This window comes from Alterluteimonas muca (assembly GCF_021191595.1).
GTDB lineage: Bacteria > Pseudomonadota > Gammaproteobacteria > Xanthomonadales > Xanthomonadaceae > Luteimonas > Luteimonas muca.
Genome location: NZ_JAIWPS010000001.1, coordinates 366,139 through 380,445 on the forward strand (window position 1 = coordinate 366,139; position 14,307 = coordinate 380,445).

9 protein-coding genes are annotated in these 14,307 nt (G+C 70.4%); 6 read left to right on the top strand and 3 right to left on the bottom strand.

The window, feature by feature from the left end; genetic code table 11:
* Positions 1–2: 2 nt before the first annotated feature.
* Both lptG and lptF read right to left on the bottom strand, forming a co-directional pair.
* Positions 3–1,112 carry an LPS export ABC transporter permease LptG gene (gene lptG / locus LDO11_RS01640; protein ID WP_232139996.1) on the bottom strand — a complete coding sequence of 370 codons (1,110 nt, stop codon included), beginning with the start codon at positions 1,110–1,112 and terminating at the stop codon, positions 3–5.
* The gene (gene lptF / locus LDO11_RS01645; RefSeq protein ID WP_232139997.1) at positions 1,109–2,194 is read right to left on the bottom strand and encodes an LPS export ABC transporter permease LptF; all 1,086 of its coding nucleotides are present in this window, start codon (positions 2,192–2,194) and stop codon (positions 1,109–1,111) included. Before lptF ends, lptG begins: the two co-directional genes overlap by 4 nt.
* Positions 2,195–2,366: 172 nt before the next feature.
* Here lptF and LDO11_RS01650 point away from each other — a divergent pair, with 172 nt between their 5' ends.
* The 3 genes from LDO11_RS01650 to LDO11_RS01660 all read left to right on the top strand — a co-directional run bounded on the left by LDO11_RS01650 (position 2,367) and on the right by LDO11_RS01660 (position 7,285).
* Positions 2,367–3,845: a leucyl aminopeptidase gene (locus LDO11_RS01650; protein ID WP_232139998.1), complete on the top strand. Its 1,479-nt coding sequence runs from the start codon at positions 2,367–2,369 to the stop codon at positions 3,843–3,845.
* Positions 3,846–3,912: 67 nt separating this feature from the next.
* A complete protein-coding gene (locus LDO11_RS01655; RefSeq protein WP_129134990.1) occupies positions 3,913–4,335 on the top strand; it encodes a DNA polymerase III subunit chi in 423 nt (140 codons plus the stop codon).
* Positions 4,336–4,453: 118 nt separating this feature from the next.
* Positions 4,454–7,285 carry a valine--tRNA ligase gene (locus LDO11_RS01660; protein WP_232140000.1) on the top strand — a complete coding sequence of 944 codons (2,832 nt, stop codon included), beginning with the start codon at positions 4,454–4,456 and terminating at the stop codon, positions 7,283–7,285.
* Positions 7,286–7,485: 200 nt separating this feature from the next.
* Here the strand turns inward: LDO11_RS01660 and LDO11_RS01665 are convergent, their stop codons facing one another.
* Positions 7,486–7,956, bottom strand: coding sequence for an RDD family protein (locus tag LDO11_RS01665; RefSeq protein ID WP_232140001.1), 471 nt, complete (start codon positions 7,954–7,956; stop codon positions 7,486–7,488).
* Between the two features lie 157 nt (positions 7,957–8,113).
* Between LDO11_RS01665 and xerD the strand changes: the two genes are divergently transcribed.
* The 3 genes from xerD (at position 8,114) to purL (ending at position 14,101) form a co-directional block, all read left to right on the top strand.
* On the top strand, positions 8,114–9,094 hold the full coding sequence (gene xerD, locus LDO11_RS01670) for a site-specific tyrosine recombinase XerD (protein WP_232140003.1): 981 nt from the start codon (positions 8,114–8,116) through the stop codon (positions 9,092–9,094).
* A 93-nt stretch (positions 9,095–9,187) separates the two neighbouring features.
* A complete protein-coding gene (locus LDO11_RS01675) occupies positions 9,188–10,006 on the top strand; it encodes a DsbC family protein (protein ID WP_232140320.1) in 819 nt (272 codons plus the stop codon).
* A 138-nt stretch (positions 10,007–10,144) separates the two neighbouring features.
* Positions 10,145–14,101 (top strand): phosphoribosylformylglycinamidine synthase, encoded by a 3,957-nt coding sequence (gene purL / locus LDO11_RS01680; RefSeq protein ID WP_232140004.1) that lies wholly within the window; start codon positions 10,145–10,147, stop codon positions 14,099–14,101.
* The last annotated feature ends 206 nt before the right edge of the window (positions 14,102–14,307 follow it).

A 14,307-nucleotide genomic window follows, 5' to 3' on the forward strand; every position in this document is an offset into this window, starting at 1 on the left:
GCTCAGCCGCTGCGGCTGCGGAACAGCAGGAACGAGATCGCCAGCATCGCCAGCGGCGGGATCATGTAGGCGATGCGGAAGTCGAACTGGTAGACGCTGGCCATGCGCACGAACTGGTTCTGCAGCAGCCAGAAGCCCAGCGCGAACACCACGCCCACGAACAGCCGCCGCCCCAGGCCGCCGCTGCGCAGGTTGCCGAACGCGAACGGGATCGCCGCCAGGCACAGCGCCAGCACGTTGAGCGGATAGAACCAGCGGCCCCAGTAGTGTTCCTCGTACTCCGAGGCGTCGAGCGCGTTGCGGTGGCGATAGTCGATGCCGCGCTTGAGGTCGGCGGCGGTCTGGTAGCGCGGCCGCCACAGGTTGCCGGCGGTTGCCAGCGCCGCGGCATCGAGCTGCGAGGCCCAGGTTTCCTCCATCGCCTCGGTGCGGGTGACCGCGCGTTCCTCGAACCAGGTGCGCTCGACATCGCGCAGCAACCAGCCGTCGCCGGTGTGCTCGGCGATCTCGGCGCGCGCCACCGACACCAGACGGCCGTTTGCATCGAACTCGAACAGGCGCACATCGCCGAGCTCGAGCCACTGGCGGCCGCCCTCGTCGCGCTGCTGGCCGACCTGGGCGTTGAGGAAGGTATTGCCCTCTCGCGCCCACAGGCCGGAATAGCGCGCAACCACCATGTCGTTGGAGCGTGCCGCGGCTTTCATCGCGTCGCCGGCGCGCTGCGCCCACGGCCCGAGCGTCTCGCCGTTGAGGATCATCAGCACGGTCAGCAGCGCCAGCGGCGCGGCGGCGGCAAGGCTGATTCGCCGGCGCGACAGCCCGAGCGCGCGCAGCGCGGTCAGTTCCGAACTGGCCGCCAGCTGGCCCAGGCCCATCAGCGTGCCGATCACCGCGGCGGTCGGGAACATCATGTAGGCGCGTCGCGGCACTGTGTACAGCACGTAGGTCAGTGCCGACACCGCGCCGTACTGGCCCTCGCCGATGTTGTCGATTTCCGCCAGCAGGCCGCTGATGACGAGGTCCACGCCGACCAGCACCGCCCAGGTGAGCAGCACGGTGACGGTCACCACGCGGGCGACATACAGCGTGTGGATGCGCGGGAGCAGGTTCATGCCGCGCGCCTCCGCGGGCGGCGCAGGCGGCCGTCACGTGCATACGCCCATAGCGCGAACGCCAGCAGCGGCAGCAGCAGCCACCACAGTCCCAGGCCCGGCGCGAGCTTGCCGTCGGCGATCCAGTCCTGGCCCAGCATCGTCAGGTTGATCGACACGAAATAGCCGAGGAACGCCAGCATCGTGCGCCCGTAACGCGACTGCCGCGGCGGGCTGCGCGCCAGCGGCACCGCCAGCAGCGCGAATGCCAGCGCCAGCAGCGGCGGCGCGATGCGGTAGTGCAGTTCCGCCTGCGCTTCCGGTCGGCCATCACCGAACAGCGCCACCGTCGAACTCGTGCCGGGATCGTCGTCGTCACGTCGGCCATCGGTTTCCGGCAACTGCAGCTCGTTGCTGGCGAAGCGCATCATCCGGAAGTCGAGGCCCTCGCGCAGCGGCCCTTCGACGCGGAAGCCGTCGCCGAGTTCGAGAAAGCGGTGGCCGCTGTCTTCGAGGTGCAGGGTGCCGGTGGCGGCGGTGGTGACGTCCATGCGCTCACCGTCCTGCTGGTAGACGAACACGCGCGCCATCTGGCTGCCGTCGTTGGACATGCCGCCCACGTACACCACGCCGCGCCCGCCCGGCAGTTCCACGAAGCGGCCAGCTTCCAGCCCGGCCAGCAGCAGGCTGCGGTTGCCCTCGGCGATCATCCGCTGCGAGTAGTCGCGCGCCCACGGCCCCAGCCACAGCGAGCACAGGCCGATCACGGTGACCATCGGCACCACCAGCATCAGTACCGGGCGCAGCAGCCGCTTCGGGCCGACACCGGTGGCGGTGAGCACCGGCATTTCCGAATCGCGGTACAGCCGGCCGACCGACATCAGCAGGCCGATCATCAGCCCCAGCGGCAGGATCAGCGGCAGGTAGTTGAGCACCTGCAGGCCGAGCTGCGACAGCATCATCCCCGCCGGTACCCGGCCGCGGGCGATGTCGCCGAGCACGTCGGCGAACACGCCGCCGAGGCTGACGACCATCAGCACCACGAGCACCGCGAAGGTGGCCTGGGTGAATTCGCGGAAGAGGTAGGTATCGAGCTTCGGCATCGTCTGGCGGGTTGCTTTAGACTACGGGGTCCATTCCGGGCGCTTTTTTCATGCGGGCCGGCCGCCAGGCCACCGGTCCTCGGCTGCGGTCAAGCGCTCCATTGTAGGGAATGCGGATAAAGAACGTGCCGAGTGCGCGGCCGGCCCCCACAACCCCCACGGAATCTCCTTGATGACCCTCGAATTCACCCTGAACCAGCAAGCGACCACTGGCGTCGAGACCGGCTGCGTGGTGGTCGGCGTGTTCGCCGGCAAGCAGCTGTCGCCGGCCGCCCAGGCGATCGACGCCGCATCCGGCGGGCGCCTCACCCGGCTCATCGAGCGCGGCGACATCACCGGCAAGCCCGGCCAGACCGCGCTGCTGCATGACCTCGACGGCGTCGCTGCCCCGCGCGTGCTGGTCGTGGGCCTGGGCGAGGCGGACAAGTTCGCTACGCCGCAGTACCTCAAGGCGGTCGCCGACGCGGTGCGCGCGCTGCGCACCGGTCCGGTCGACAGCGCCCTGCTGACCCTTGCCGAGCTCGACGTGCCCGGCCATGACACCGCGTGGCGCGTGCGCCAGGCCGTGGTCGCCGCCGGCCACGCTGCCTACCGTTACACCGCGACCCTGGGCGCGAAGAACCGCAAGCGCGAGGAAACCGGCCTGAAGGCGCTGGCGATCGCCGGTGACGACGCGGCCGCGCTCGCGCAGGGGCGTGCCATCGCCAACGGCGTGGAGTTCGCCCGCGAGCTCGGCAACCTGCCGCCCAATATCTGCACGCCGGCCTATCTCGCCGAGCAGGCGCAGGCATTCGCGGCACGCTTCGACAGGGCCGCCTGCACCGTGCTCGAGCGCGAGCAGATGGAGGAGCTCGGCATGGGCTCGCTGCTGGCGGTGGCCCGCGGCTCGGCCAACACCCCGCGGCTGATCGTGCTGGAGTGGAACAACGGCGGCGACGCGAAGCCCTACGTGCTGGTCGGCAAGGGCATCACCTTCGACACCGGCGGCGTGAACCTCAAGACCCAGGGCGGCATCGAGGAAATGAAGTTCGACATGTGCGGTGCGGCCACCGTGCTCGGCACGTTCGTGTCGGCGGTTGGCATGGAGCTGCCGATCAACCTGCGCGTGGTGGTGCCCGCGGTCGAGAACGCCATCGACGGCAACAGCTACCGCCCCTCCGACATCATCACCAGCATGTCCGGCAAGACCATCGAGGTCGGCAACACCGACGCCGAGGGCCGCCTGATCCTGTGCGACGCGCTGACCTACGCGCAGCGCTTCGAGCCGCAGGCGCTGGTCGACGTGGCCACGCTGACCGGTGCCTGCATGATCGCGCTGGGCACCCAGGCCAGCGGCCTGATGAGCAAGCACGACGACCTCGCCAACGAGCTGCTCGCCGCCGGCGAGCAGGTCTTCGACCGCGCCTGGCGCCTGCCGCTGTGGGACGAATACCAGGGCGTGCTCGATTCCGCGTTCGCCGACGTCTACAACATCGGCGGCCGCTGGGGCGGGGCGATCACCGCCGGCTGCTTCCTCTCGCGCTTCACCGAAGGCCAGCGCTGGGCGCATATCGACATCGCCGGCAGCGGCAGCGACAGCGGCAAGATGGGCATGGCCACCGGCCGCCCGGTCGGCCTGCTGTCGCAGTGGCTGATGGACCAGGCCGCCTGACGGCAGCGGGGCGGAACGGCAGGTTCGCTCGCGCCGTTCCGCTCCGGCTCCCACGCCCGGCTTCCCGATGCCACGCGCCGACTTCTACCTCATCGCCAGGCCGCGCTTCCGCGACGACCCGTTGCGGCTGGTCGCCGAGCTCGCACGCAAGGCCTACGACAGCGGCCAGTGGACGCTGGTGCTGGCACGCGACCAGGCCCAGGCCGAGGCGATCGACGACCAGCTCTGGGACATGGGCGACGACGTCTTCATCCCGCACCAGATCGCCGGTGACGAGGAGGACGACGAGTGCCCGGTCCTGATCGCCACGCCGGAGTTCGACCCGCCGCTGCGCGCGCTGGTGATCAACCTGCGCGATGCCGCGGTGCCCGACGGCTTCGAGCGCGTGCTCGAGGTGGTGCCGGCCGATCCGGCCGCGCGCGAGCCGCTGCGCGAACGCTGGAAGCAGTACCGCGCGCGCGGCATCGAGCCTGCCAAGCACGACATGTAAGTCATCCCACCGGTTGTGCCGGGAAGGCGTCCTGCGGGCCCGCCGTTCCGTGTTCCCCGGCCCAGTCCCCGGCGCCTTCCCCAGCGGGGAAGGCGGTCACCATCGCGAACCGCCAGCCATGACCGACCAGCTTCCCTCCAGCTACGACCCCCGTGCCTTCGAGTCCCGCCTGTACGCGGAGTGGGAAGCCTCCGGCGTGTTCGCGCCGCAGGGCGACGGCCCGGCCTACTCGATCCTGCTGCCGCCGCCCAACGTCACCGGCACGCTGCACATGGGCCACGCGTTCCAGCACACGCTGCAGGATGCGCTGGTCCGCTACCACCGCATGCGCGGGTACCGGACCCTGTGGCAGGTCGGCAGCGACCATGCGGGCATCGCGACCGAGATGGTGGTCGGGCGCAACCTCGCGATCGCCGGTGAGGGCGAGACCCGCGACTCGCTGGGCCGCGAGCGGTTCATCGAAAAGGTCTGGGAGTGGAAGGCGCAGTCGGGCGACACCATCGAGCGGCAGATGCGCCGGCTTGGCGCGTCGGGCGACTGGTCGCGCAAGGTGTTCACGATGGACGAGGCGCCGTCGGCCGCGGTGGTCGAGGCGTTCGTGCGCCTGCACGAGGAAGGCCTGATCTACCGCGGCAAGCGCCTGGTCAACTGGGATCCGGTCCTGCAGACCGCGGTGTCCGACCTCGAGGTGGTCAGCGAGGAGGAGGACGGCTTCCTGTGGTCGATCCGCTATCCGCTGGCCGACGGCGCGAGCTACGAGCATGTCGAGCACGATGCCGACGGCAACGAGACCCTGCGCGAGACCCGCGATTACCTGGTCGTCGCCACCACGCGCCCGGAAACCATGCTCGGCGATACCGCGGTGATGGTGCATCCGGAGGATCGGCGCTACGCCGGCCTGATCGGCAGGGCCGTGCAGCTGCCGTTGACCGGCCGCCGGATCCCGGTGATCGCCGACGACTACGTCGACCGCGCGTTCGGCACCGGCGTGGTCAAGGTCACCCCGGCGCACGACTTCAATGATTACGCCGTGGGCCAGCGCCATGGCCTGCCGATGATCAACCTGTTCACCGATACGGCCACCGTCAACGACAGTGCGCCGGAGGCCTACCGTGGCCTCGACCGCTACGACGCGCGCAGGGCGGTGCTGGCCGACCTCGAGTCCGCCGGCCTGCTGGTGGAAACCAGGCCGCACCGGCTGCAGGTGCCGCGTGGCGACCGCAGCGGCCAGGTCATCGAGCCCTACCTCACCGACCAGTGGTTCGTGCGCATGGACGACATGGGCCGGCGCGGCCTGCAACTGGTGGAGGACGGGTCGGTGCGTTTCGTGCCGCCGAACTGGATCAATACCTACCGCCACTGGCTTGGCAACATCCAGGACTGGACCATCAGCCGCCAGCTCTGGTGGGGCCACCGCATCCCCGCGTGGTTCGACGATGCCGGCAACGTGCATGTCGGGCGCGACGAGGCCGACGCGCGCGCGCGCAGCGGCCTGGGCGCCGACGTCGCGCTGCGCCAGGACCCGGACGTGCTCGAGACCTGGTTCTCGTCGGCACTGTGGCCGTTCAGCACCATGGGCTGGCCGGACGAGGCCGCCATGCGCGAGCGCGGGTTCGCCGACTACCTGCCGTCGAGCGTGCTGGTCACCGGGTTCGACATCATCTTCTTCTGGGTGGCGCGGATGGTCATGGTCACCGACCGCCTGACCGGGCAGGTGCCGTTCCGCGATGTCTACATCACCGGTCTGGTCCGCGACAAGGACGGCCAGAAGATGTCGAAGTCGAAGGGCAACATCCTCGACCCGATCGACATCATCGACGGCATCGCCCTCGACGACCTCGTCGCCAAGCGCACCGGCGGGCTGATGCAGCCGCAGATGGCGGCGAAGATCGAGAAGGCGACACGCAAGGAATTCCCCGAGGGCATCAGCCCGCATGGCGCGGATGCGCTGCGTTTCACCATGGCCGCGCTGGCCGGCCCGGGCCGCGACATCAAGTTCGACCTCGGCCGCGCCGAGGGCTACAAGAACTTCTGCAACAAGCTGTGGAACGCGACGCGCTTCGTGCTGATGAACACCGAAGGCGCGCGTTTCGCAGGTGTGCCGCAGCCGCGCACCGATGCCGAACGCTGGATCCTCGCGCAGCTGGCGCAGACCAGCGCGCAGGCCGCCGAGCATTTCGCCGCCTACCGCTTCGACCTGCTGGCGCAGACGCTCTACGAGTTCGCCTGGAACGAGGTCTGCGACTGGTTCCTCGAACTCGCCAAGCCGGCACTCAATGGCGACGATGCCGAGGCCGCGCGCAGCACCCGCCACACCCTGCTGTACGTGCTCGAATCGCTGCTGCGGCTGCTGCATCCGCTGACCCCGTTCGTCAGCGAGGAACTGTGGCGGCAGGTGGCGCCGCGGCTGGGCATCGGCGCGGCGACGATCTCGCTGCAGGCCTATCCGCAGGCCGGCGACATTGACGTCGCGGCGTATGCGCAGGCCGCAGGCGACATCGAATGGCTCAAGCAGATGGTGTCGGCGCTGCGTCGCGTACGCAGCGAGCTGGGCGTACCGCCGGCACGCCACGTCCCGTTGCTGGTGCAGGGCGGCGGTGCGCAGGAGGTCGCGCGCCTCGAGCGCTTCGGCGCGTCGCTGCAGTTCCTGCTGCGGCTGGAGCGCATCGATCGCGTCGAAGGCGATCCACCGCCGTCGGCAACCGCGGTGGTCGGCGAGCTGCGCCTGTTCGTGCCGCTGGAAGGTCTGGTCGATCTCGATGCCGAGCGCGTGCGCCTCGACAAGGAGCTCAAGCGCGTCGAAACCGAGATCGCCAAGTGCAACGGCAAGCTCGGCAGCGCGACATTCGTGGCCAATGCGCCGGCCGCCGTGGTCGAGCAGGAGCGCCAGCGCCTGGCCGACTGGACCATGCAGCGCGACGGGCTCGCGGCACAACGCGCACGCCTCTGAAGGTTTCTCTGCCGCGGGCCTGCGCGAATGCACGAGGGCGACAGCGGTGTGTTCGTGGCACTCCGGTCGGTGCGCGTCGTCGCGGGCCGTGACGCAACGAGGCGGCCGCACCCGCCTCGATGTTTCCGCTTATCCGCGGACCTGCTACTCGCTTATCCGTTCTATCGCATTCCATCCGCGTCGATCCGCGGCAGGCCGCCTCAGCGCTTGGGCTCGCGCAGCAGCCGGGTGCCGCTGGCGCGGTCGTGCCAGGTCAGGCCATCGCGGTCGAACCACGCCCACCAGAAGCCCAGGCCGCCGGCCAGCAACGACAGCGTTCCGACCACATAACGTCGCCACAGTGCTGGCGCCTGCGCCGGGCCGCCTTCGAGCGTGACCAGCCGCAAGCGCCATGGCCGCATGCCGAGTGTCTGCCCGCCGCGGCGCCAGCTGGCGACCGCATAGAGTCCCGTCACGGTCCAGCAGCAGGCCCACAGCAGCCACTGCAGCGCACCCAGCGGCGAGATGTTCTCGCGCGGATCGTGCTGGCCGAGCACCGTGTGCCCGAGCGCGAACACGAAGCCGAGCGCGAACCACATCGCAAGCACCGGCCACAGGTCATAGAACAGTGCGGCGAGGCGCCAGCCGATCCAGGGGCGCGGGCGTGCGACGGGAAGCGCGTGCTGGTTCATCGCGCAAGGATACCGTTCGCCACGACGCAGGTTCCGTCGCGGTGCACGCCGGCGACGCGGATCCACAAGCGCGTTCCAGCGACACTGTTCGTCGCCTGCCCCCTGCCGCCTGCCGTCGGCACCGGCAAAGGAACGCCAACCCGCTAACCTCCGCCGCATGCCCACTCCCGCTGACCGCCGCCAGGCCTCCATGTCGCTGCCGCAATTGGCTGATGCCGATGCGCGGGCCATTGATCGTTGCCTGGATGTCGTCTGGGCGGAGCGTGGGCTCGCGCGCAGCACGCTGGAGAGCTACCGCAGCGACCTCGTGCTGCTGGCGCGCTGGCTGGATGGCCGTGGCGGTGGCCTGCCCCGGGCCGCTCGCGCCGACCTGCTCGATTACCTCGCATGGCGCGCCCTCCACGGCTTCACCGCGCGCAGCAATGCGCGGCTGCTGTCGGCACTGCGCACCTTCTTCATCAGCCAGGTCGCGCGCGGCGAGCGCAGCGACGACCCGACCGCCCTGCTCGAAGCCCCCAGGCAGGGCCGCCTGCTGCCGAAGGCGCTGACCGAAGGCCAGATCGAAGCGCTGCTGGCGGCGCCCGACACCGATGATGTCGACGGCCTGCGCGATCGCGCGATGCTCGAACTCATGTACGCCTGCGGATTGCGGGTAAGCGAGCTGGTCGGGCTGGTCGCCAATGGCGTCAACCTCCGCCAGGGCGTGCTGCGCGTGACCGGCAAGGGCAGCCGCGACCGCCTGGTGCCGCTGGGCGAGGAAGCGCAGTACTGGCTTGAGCAGTACCTCGCGCGCGCGCGTCCGCAGCTGGCCGCCCGCGGTTCCGGGGGCGCGCCCACGGGCCGCGCATTGCCGGCGGATGGCGTGCTGTTTCTGGCCCGCGGCGGACAGCCGCTGACGCGGCAGCGGTTCTGGTCGATGGTCAAGGCCTACGCCGCGGTCGCGGGCATCGACCCGGCACGGGTCAGCCCGCACGCACTGCGCCACAGCTTCGCCACCCATCTGTTGAACCACGGCGCCGACCTGCGTGCTTTGCAGATGCTGCTCGGCCACAGTTCGCTGTCGACCACGCAGATCTACACCCTCGTCGCGCGCGAACAGCTCAAGCGCCTGCACGCCCGCCACCATCCACGCGCCTGAGCGCTCAGCGGGCGTCCGGGTGGGGCGTGCGACAATCCGGCCACCTTCGAGACCGCCTCCGCGCGCGGTCGGATCCGCACGATGACCCCAGCCATGAAGCTGTTGCTGCCTGCGATGCTGATCGCGTCGTTCAGCCTGACCGCCTGCGCGCAGGCGCCCGCACCCGCCGCCGGCGAGGGCGCCGCCAACGGGACGCCGCCGGCGTCCGGGCCCGATGTCGACCCGGCCAGTGCCGATGGCCGCGCGGTCGATGCGATCCGCAGCATCAATCCGCGCGTCGAGGTCGATGCCGTGGGTGCGGCGCCGATCGACGGCTTCCGCGAGGTGATCGTCAGCGGCCAGGTGCTGTATGTCAGCGATGACGGCCGCTACCTGCTGCAGGGCAGCCTGTTCGACATCGAGCAGCGGCGCGATCTCAGCGAGGTCGGGCTGGCGAAGGTGCGCCGCACGCTGCTGGCTGACGTTCCGGAGAGCGACCGCATCGTGTTCGGCCCGCCGGCGCCGACCTACACCGTCACCGTTTTCACCGACGTCGAATGCGGCTACTGCCGCAAGCTCCACCAGGAGATCGACGAGTACAACCGCCAAGGCATCGCGATCCAGTACCTCGCATTCCCGCGCATGGGACCGTCGAGCGAGGACTTCCGCACGATGGAGGCGGTCTGGTGCGCGGAGGACCGCAAGCAGGCGCTGACCGACGCCAAGTCGGGCAAGACCGTGCCGTCGCGCCGCTGCACCAATCCGGTGGCGATGCATTACGAACTCGGCCAGCGCATCGGCCTGAGCGGCACTCCGCTGATCATTGCCGAGGACGGCACCCAGCTGCCGGGCTACATGCCGCCGACGGCGCTGCGCGCGGCACTGGATGACCTGGCGAAGAACGCCGATGGTGCCGTTGCGGCTGATGGCTGAGGCCAGCCACCGGCCGCAGGCCGCAGGTTGACCGCGGGCTGAGCGGCCGTACCGGGCGGCGGGGGGCTGGAGTGCAGGGGCCGGGCCTGCGGCACCGCGTCCGCTACAATAGCGGGCCCGTCCCACCAGCTGCCGGACATGATCGTCCTCGAGGGCCTGCCGGCCCTGTCAGCGTTCCGACTGGAGCGCCTCCAAGCCCGCCTGCTCACCGTTGCCCCGGACCTGCGCCTGCTGGGCGCATGGCATGTCTACTGGGTCGATCCCGAGCCGGGCGCGATCCCGGATCCGGCCGCCCTGCAGCGCATCCTGCAGGCGCGCGACGGTGTCGAACCGCTGGCCGAAGGCGCGGTCTCGCGTTTCGTCGCCCCGCGGCTGGGCACCATCTCGCCCTGGGCGAGCAAGACCACCGAGCTCCTGCAGGGTGCCGGCCTGCCGGTGCACCGTGTCGAGCGCGGCGTGCGGCTGGATTTCGCCGGCTGGCGCGACGCCGGGGCGCCCGCGATCGAGCGCCTGCTGCACGATCCGATGACACAGTCGCTGCTGGCCGGCCACGACGAGGCTGCCGGCCTGTTCGCGGTGCCCGCACGCGGCGCGCTCGAACGCATTCCGCTTGGCGAACTCGATGCCGCCAACGACCGGCTCGGCCTGGCCCTGGCCGAGGACGAGATCGCCTACCTGCGCGAGCGCTATGCGCAGCTCGGCCGCGACCCGTCGGATGTCGAGTTGATGATGTTCGCGCAGGCGAACTCCGAGCACTGCCGGCACAAGATCTTCAATGCCAGCTGGACCGTCGACGGCGAGGCGCAGCCGAAGTCGCTGTTCGCCATGATCCGCCACACCCATGCGCAGACGCCGGCATACACGCTGACCGCCTACAGCGACAACGCCGCGGTGGTGGAAGGTTTCCCCGCGCGCCGCTTCCGACCCGATCCGCAGACCCAGGAATACCGCGCCGAGCCGCTGGCCGACAGCGCGTTCTGCATCAAGGTCGAAACCCACAACCACCCCACCGCGATTTCGCCGTTCCCGGGCGCCTCCACCGGCGCCGGTGGCGAGATCCGCGACGAGGGCGCCACCGGCCGGGGTGGCAAGCCGAAGGCCGGACTGGCCGGGTTCTCGGTGTCGCACCTGCGCATCCCGACCCTGCCGCAGGACTGGGAACAGCCGCGCGCGCTCAATCCGCGCCTGGCGCCGGCGCTCGAGATCATGCTCGACGGCCCGCTGGGTGCCGCCGCGTTCAACAACGAGTTCGGCCGCCCCAACCTCACCGGTTATTTCCGCAGCTTCGAACTCGCGCAGCCCGACGCCGGGATCACCTGGGCCTACGACAAGCCGATCATGCTGGCGGGGGGACTGGGTGCGATCGACCGCAACCAGGTGACCAAGCTGCCGCTGCGGCCGGGTTCGGCGGTGGTGGTGCTGGGCGGGCCGGCGATGCTGATCGGGCTGGGCGGTGGCGCCGCCAGTTCGGTCGCCGGCGGCAGCAGCGACGAGGCGCTGGATTTCGCCAGCGTGCAGCGCGAGAACCCGGAAATGGAGCGCCGCTGCCAGGAGGTCATCGACCGCTGCGTGGCGCTGGGCGAACGCAACCCGATCCTGTCGATCCACGATGTCGGCGCCGGCGGGCTGTCCAACGCGATCCCGGAACTGCTGCACGACTCCGGCGTCGGCGGCGTGATCGACCTCGACCGCGTGCCCAGCGACGATCCGTCGCTGTCGCCGATGCAGCTGTGGAGCAATGAATCGCAGGAACGCTACGTCCTGGGCATCGCGCCCGAGCGCGTGGAGGAGTTCGCCGCGCTGTGCGAGCGCGAGCGCTGCCCGTTCGCGGTCGTCGGCCACGCCACCGCCGAGGAACGGCTGGTGGTCGGTTACGGCGCCACCGTGGATTCGGTTTATGGCGATGCCGCCGCGGTGCCCGGTCAGCAGGCACCGCCTGCCGGCGTTCGCGAAGGCGCGGACCCGTGGTCCGCAAACGCCTCCGCTCACCCCATCGACCTGCCGATGGACGTGCTGTTCGGCAAGGCCCCGAAGATGCACCGCGATGTGGAACGCCCGGCGACGGCGCGCTGGCCGGTGCTCAACGGCCGCACGCTCGATCTGCACGACGCCGGCCTCAGGGTGCTTGCGCACCCGACCGTTGCTTCCAAGCAGTTCCTGATCACCATCGGCGACCGCTATGTCGGCGGCCTCACCGTACGCGACCAGCTGGTCGGCCCGTGGCAGATGCCGGTCGCCGACTGCGCGATCACCCTGGCCGGTTACGACGGCCATGCAGGCGAGGCGATGGCGATCGGCGAACGCACGCCGCTGGCGCTGATCGATCCTGCAGCCGCCGCGCGCATGGCGGTCGGCGAGGCGATCACCAACCTGTGTGCCGCGCCGGTCGCCTCTCTCGAGCAGGTCAAGCTGTCGGCGAACTGGATGGCCGCCGCCGGCCACGACGGCGAGGACGCGCGGTTGTTCGATGCGGTGCGCGCGGTCGGCATGGAGCTGTGTCCGTCGCTCGACCTGTCGATTCCGGTCGGCAAGGACTCGCTGTCGATGCAGGCGCAGTGGCAGGGCGAGGAGGGCGCGCACAAGGCGGTCTCGCCGGTCTCACTGGTGGTCAGCGCATTCGCGCCGGTGGCCGACGTGCGCCGCCAGCTCACCCCGTTGCTGTCGGGCCGCCGCGATACCGAGCTGTGGCTGATCGGTCTCGGCGGTGGTCGCCAGCGCCTTGGCGGCTCGATCCTGTCGCAGTGCCACGGCGCCTTCGGCGGTGCCTGCCCGGATCTCGACCAGCCCGAGCGGCTGCGCGCATTCTTCGAACTGGTGCGCGACGCACGCGAACAGGATCTTCTGCTCGCCTACCACGACCGATCCGACGGCGGTGCCTTCGCCGCACTGTGCGAAATGGCGTTCTGCTCGCATGCGGGTCTGGACATCGATCTCGCCGGCTGGGGCGAGGACCGCATCGACGACGTGTTCCGGGTGCTGTTCAACGAGGAGCTGGGCGCGGTGGTCGAGATCGCGGCGGGCGACCGCGCCGAGTTCGCCGACCTGGTCTCGCGCCACGGGCTGGTGGAGTGCGCGCAGCGCATCGCGCGGCCGACGACGGCGCCGACCATCCGCGTGCTGGACGACGGCGACATCCTCGCCGAGTGGCGTTGGGAGGCGTTGTTCGATGCGTGGTGGTCGGTGAGCCATGCGCTGCAGCGCCTGCGCGACAACCCCGAGTGCGCCGACGAGGAGCGTGCTGCCGCGCGGCGGTTCGACGATCCCGGCCTCAAGCCGGTACTCGGATTCGACCCGGCCGACGACATCGCTGCGCCGTACATCGCGCGCGGCGTGCGGCCGCGGGTGGCGATCCTGCGCGAGCAGGGCGTCAACAGCCAGACCGAGATGGCGGTCGGCTTCGACCGTGCCGGTTTCAGCGCGATCGACGTGCACATGAGCGACCTGGTCGCCGGTCGCCTGCAGCTGGGCGACTTCCAGGGCCTCGTCGCCTGCGGCGGCTTCAGCTATGGCGACGTGCTCGGTGCCGGCCGTGGCTGGGCCACCTCGATCCTCGAGCGCAACGATCTGCGCGATGCATTCGCCGCGTTCTTCGCACGCGAGGGCACGTTTTCGCTGGGCGTGTGCAACGGCTGCCAGATGATGTCCCAGCTCAGGGACATCATCCCCGGTGCCACGCACTGGCCGCGCTTCCTGCGCAACCGCAGCGAGCAGTTCGAGGCGCGCCTCGGGCTGCTCGGCGTGGAGGCGACGCCGTCGCTGCTGTTGCAGGGCATGGAAGGTTCGCGCATCCCGGTGGCCATCGCCCACGGCGAGGGTCGGGCCCGCTTCGACAGCGATGCCGATGCCGGCCAGGCCGTGGTGGCGCTGCGCTACCTCGACAACACCGGCGCGCCGGCGGCGATGTACCCGGCCAATCCCAACGGCTCGCCGGACGCGATCGCGGGCCTGACCAGTGTGGACGGCCGCGCCACCATCCTGATGCCGCATCCCGAGCGCACGCTGCGCACGCTCAACTTCAGCTGGCACCCGGCCGACTGGCCTGACGATTCGCCCTGGCTGCGGATGTTCCGCAACGCCCGCCGCGCGGTCGGCTGACCACGCGGCAGCGGGCCGGCCGCAGGTCAGGCCGGATCCCCTCCAAGCCCGCCGCAAGGCGGGCTTTTTCGTGCCGGCGGGAAAGAAGCGCCCGGTTCCTCGCGTGTCTATGCCGGTGTTCGTCCGTCTGACCTCGGGCGTGGCGCGTCGGGTCAGGTGGCTGCATGTGTGACCCGCAGCCAGTTGCCCGTAGTGACGTAGTTCCG

Bases quoted from the DNA above. Each gene is read 5' to 3' on its own strand.
- LDO11_RS01650 (WP_232139998.1), top strand. From the start codon at position 2,367: ATGACCCTCGAATTCACCCTGAACCAGCAAGCGACCACTGGCGTCGAG.
- LDO11_RS01675 (WP_232140320.1), top strand. From the start codon at position 9,188: ATGAAGCTGTTGCTGCCTGCGATGCTGATCGCGTCGTTCAGCCTGACC.
- xerD (WP_232140003.1), top strand. From the start codon at position 8,114: ATGCCCACTCCCGCTGACCGCCGCCAGGCCTCCATGTCGCTGCCGCAA.
- lptF (WP_232139997.1), bottom strand. From the start codon at position 2,194: ATGCCGAAGCTCGATACCTACCTCTTCCGCGAATTCACCCAGGCCACC.
- LDO11_RS01660 (WP_232140000.1), top strand. From the start codon at position 4,454: ATGACCGACCAGCTTCCCTCCAGCTACGACCCCCGTGCCTTCGAGTCC.
- LDO11_RS01655 (WP_129134990.1), top strand. From the start codon at position 3,913: ATGCCACGCGCCGACTTCTACCTCATCGCCAGGCCGCGCTTCCGCGAC.
- LDO11_RS01665 (WP_232140001.1), bottom strand. From the start codon at position 7,956: ATGAACCAGCACGCGCTTCCCGTCGCACGCCCGCGCCCCTGGATCGGC.
- purL (WP_232140004.1), top strand. From the start codon at position 10,145: ATGATCGTCCTCGAGGGCCTGCCGGCCCTGTCAGCGTTCCGACTGGAG.
- lptG (WP_232139996.1), bottom strand. From the start codon at position 1,112: ATGAACCTGCTCCCGCGCATCCACACGCTGTATGTCGCCCGCGTGGTG.